Genomic DNA, 3,494 nt, shown 5'->3' with positions numbered 1-3,494 from the left:
CAAACACCTCCTTCCATTTTCCAGCATGCTTTACGTATCATTCCAAGCTCCCTACTTGCGTGCCGCAAAAACACAAAAACCGGCTCTTTTCCCCCTTGAACGTGCCTTTTTATAGGTTGGAACCTGTCTGTACTGCTGCTTATCTTCCCCCTAAGCCTTCATTTTTGTTCTCCAGCATGCTTTCCGTGTCACTCCAAGTCACTGGATGACGACCTGCCCCCCCATTGTCTTATCCCCCAATGAACCAGCCGGCAACTTCCCCCCACACAAGCGTCCGCAATTCCCCATATATAGGGCTCTTTTCTTCATACCCTCCTTTCCATATCGGCTACCCCCCCAAAGCTCTCCACCCCCAAGTCGTCCCCCCCCCAAGAACGAAAGCATAATGTGCACCATTGTCACCGCAATGAAAAAACACTTGGGCCCATCATTGCGGCTTCTTTTTTCAACCCTGCTACTGCACGACGGAAAAATCATGGCGGCAATATTCTTCCTCCAATTTTTTTGCCATAGACTGAGCCACCTCTTGCGATATAAAAAGTATAGCGTTGTGTTTTTGTGGTTCGAGTCTGATTAAATTCCGCATATTTCCAGCATAATAAAGTGGAATCCCTTGATACGAAGTCTTGAGATAACTTGGCATGTTTACCACCAATAATCTGTCAAGACATCACATGGGCGTAAACGATGCTGTTTTTCATAAGAGCCATAGAGATTATCTTCATAATCGCAAGCCGCTCTTTCATTTAAACAAGCATGATAAGCTTCACTATTCAAAATGAAGGGCTGCAATTGTGTATTTTCTTCATTTATTTCATGATTTTCGACATAAAAATCAGCGATTTGTTCGGTAATATCTTCAGCATGAGAAGTTGTCAGATCGAGTCGTAAAACTCTATAAACAGTTTCACATTCTTCAATCAGTTCGAGCACTTCTTCGATTTCGTCGATTGGTCCTTCATAAGTACAAGGATTTTCCTCTTCGCATAAAACGACAATGATTTCATCCTCTTTAACGAATGAAATATTTTTCATGATTTCCCCCTTTAGATAGTTGATAAAGCATAGCCTTGTCTTGACAAGACTAAATATAGCGTTAGTCTTATATCCTCTATAGGAGAGATGTCAACCATTTTATCCTTCATAAAAGATATATTTTAAATATCTACGGGGTTCAAATGACATATGTAAAGAAAAATCTATTATTCTTTGTTCCTCTCATGCCCCTTTGTTGTTCTCTATTTGTTCTTACAAAATTGCAATTATAAACACACAGGAGAGATAAAATGAGTGACATAATATTAATAAAACACTGGAGTCGCCTTGACTCAAAAGCACAGAAGGAAGTTATTTTGAAGCTTCGTCAATTGGTCGCCGCAAAAGAGTCAAAATCGCCTGTCTCTCTTGCGGAGAGAGTTTCGAAATAAGCTCTATAAATTCTTTATCTTCAGGGCTAGCCCCTTTCCCGTAAAGAATATAATTCATACTGATATTAATTTCGTGACAAATTCGCGAGAGAGATTCGATTGTTGGTTCTTTTCCTTCAGAAAGAATAGAATGAAGGTACCCCGCGCCTTTACCGGCAGCGAGGGAGATAGATCTTTTTGACCGCCCACTTTTTTCCAAAGCGATTCTTAATCTTTGACGCCAACCATCGATATTCATAATTTCACCATATAGCGCGTCTTTTTAAAAAAACACGTCCTTTTTATAAAACGGGCTTGCATTATCCTCTAAAAAGGATAAAATTAAGGAAACAAATTTTACTTTTTCGGGGGAAATTTTTTTTATTTTTAGATCATAAAAACACTTTAACCACCCTACCGGATATAAAAGACCACCTCCAAAGCTTCTGCCCAAAAGCAAGTACGTTGAGAATGTGTGGTATTCTTTATTTTTTCCATCACCGCAATCTTAAATCGTAAGTTTGCATGCTCTTCAAGCACAGCCAATCATTTATAAGCATCGTAAAGAAGCCTCTAGTCATCATCGAACAGAGCCAAAAGCAACACAAGTTAAATCCTTATTTGAGCTTTTATCATCAATAAAAATGTATAAAAAAGAAGAAAGTAGATTGCAGTATGAAACACGCTAATCAACAAGAAACTCCTCATTATGAATCGTCTAGGCTTCCATATGTTTGTTGGTATCAAAATGACTTTCTAGGAGGTGTACGTGGGATGCGCGCACACGAAATTGGAATCTATACGATTCTTCTCAATGAAATGTATGCCCGTGGCCGACCTTTAGAAATATCGAAAGAACGTTTAGCGCGTCTTTGTGGTTGTGACAAGCGAACTTTTGTTAATGTTTTAGAGATGCTCATCCAAGAGGGTAAGATTTTAAATTTAGCCAATGGATTATGGAACAAGCGTTGCGAAAATGTTTTTCAAGAGCGTGAAAAATTGCTTGAACAAAAATCCTTTGCGGGTCGTTCTTCGGCAAAAAAACGCAAGAAAATCAATGCAGAGATGCAACAACTGCTTAACGAAAGTCCAAAAGATGTTGCACAAAACTCAAAAGCTCAAAAGGCAGAAGAAAAGGAAACACCTTACGGTGTTTTAGAAAAGAAAATTTTGTTTGATGAGACAGAACCTTGTTTTTCCTGCGAAGAGAACTTTGAACAAAGCGATCATCCATCCCCCTCACCGGCTCTTGATTCACCTCTCCCTTTGCCTGCCCAAGCAGAAGCGGAGCAAAAAAACGCCTCCCCTTTAAAAGCTCCCCAAGACGAGTTCACTCCCGCCCCTATCGCGCAAATTGTCACGGGGGAAAAAACAAAATCCGCCACCACTCTTCCCCCCAGCAATCTTCCTGCCTCCATCCCGCTTTGCACCAACAAAAAAACCACAACCTCAGTTGCCAAAGGGCATCGTCTTCCTGAGCATTGGCAAGCAGACATCAAGGCGGCAGTTTCAGAAGGCTTGAGTGAAAGCCAAGCCCATTGGCAAGAAAAGAAGTTTCGCGACTATTGGCAAGCCAAAGGCGGCAAAGAAGCTCTCAAAGTAGACTGGCAAGCCACATGGCGCAACTGGTTTCGCCGTGAGATCGAACGGCAAGAACAGCAAAAACAGGGAGGCTCCTCATCTTTTACCTCTGAGAACAACGACACGCTTTACCGCAGTTTGATCAACTATAACGACAATTTTTGACATCACACAAACAACGTATTTTTCAAGCAAGCGCGGGGACAAAAATGCTTCAAAACCACAACAGCATCGGACAAAACAAAAGGCGGCAAAACAACATTTGGATAGGCGATTCACACAGCAAAACGCGTCAACATCGACCATTTTGCTCTCATCACAAAAGCGTTTTCCCCACGCAAAAGACCCCCACAGGCACCCCAACATACACACCCCAACATGCACCCCAATACACCAGGACTCCAGCATGCACCACCCCCTCACAGGCATCCGCCCCACCTTCTTGCATCCTTCCTCCTTTCCACCTTCCTCCTTTTCCCAAGGCGCCACTTCCCATGCTCTTGGCAA

Annotated in this window: 6 protein-coding genes; 1 reads left to right on the top strand and 5 read right to left on the bottom strand. The window is 42.0% G+C overall.

Annotated features, from left to right (window positions below):
* Positions 1–198: 198 nt before the first annotated feature.
* The 4 genes from ACFIL8_RS08450 to ACFIL8_RS08435 all read right to left on the bottom strand — a co-directional run bounded on the left by ACFIL8_RS08450 (position 199) and on the right by ACFIL8_RS08435 (position 1,665).
* On the bottom strand, positions 199–396 hold the full coding sequence (locus ACFIL8_RS08450) for a hypothetical protein (RefSeq protein ID WP_375689419.1): 198 nt from the start codon (positions 394–396) through the stop codon (positions 199–201).
* Between the two features lie 58 nt (positions 397–454).
* Positions 455–643, bottom strand: coding sequence for a hypothetical protein (locus ACFIL8_RS08445; protein WP_273790850.1), 189 nt, complete (start codon positions 641–643; stop codon positions 455–457).
* A 2-nt stretch (positions 644–645) separates the two neighbouring features.
* Complete coding sequence (locus ACFIL8_RS08440) at positions 646–1,035, bottom strand: hypothetical protein (protein WP_375611644.1); 390 nt, start codon at positions 1,033–1,035, stop codon at positions 646–648.
* 312 nt (positions 1,036–1,347) lie between these two features.
* Positions 1,348–1,665: an XRE family transcriptional regulator gene (locus ACFIL8_RS08435; RefSeq protein ID WP_273790852.1), complete on the bottom strand. Its 318-nt coding sequence runs from the start codon at positions 1,663–1,665 to the stop codon at positions 1,348–1,350.
* A gap of 416 nt (positions 1,666–2,081) precedes the next feature.
* Between ACFIL8_RS08435 and ACFIL8_RS08430 the strand changes: the two genes are divergently transcribed.
* On the top strand, positions 2,082–3,152 hold the full coding sequence (locus ACFIL8_RS08430; protein ID WP_375668416.1) for a YdaU family protein: 1,071 nt from the start codon (positions 2,082–2,084) through the stop codon (positions 3,150–3,152).
* Positions 3,153–3,303: 151 nt separating this feature from the next.
* On the opposite strand, the gene ACFIL8_RS08425 is transcribed toward ACFIL8_RS08430, so the two are convergent.
* A partial coding sequence (locus tag ACFIL8_RS08425) for a hypothetical protein (protein ID WP_375689417.1) occupies positions 3,304–3,494 on the bottom strand: 191 nt, incomplete at its 5' end.

The organism is Bartonella sp. AP57NXGY (genome assembly GCF_042195805.1).
Lineage (GTDB): Bacteria > Pseudomonadota > Alphaproteobacteria > Rhizobiales > Rhizobiaceae > Bartonella.
This window is presented reverse-complemented; position numbering and strand designations above follow the sequence as displayed.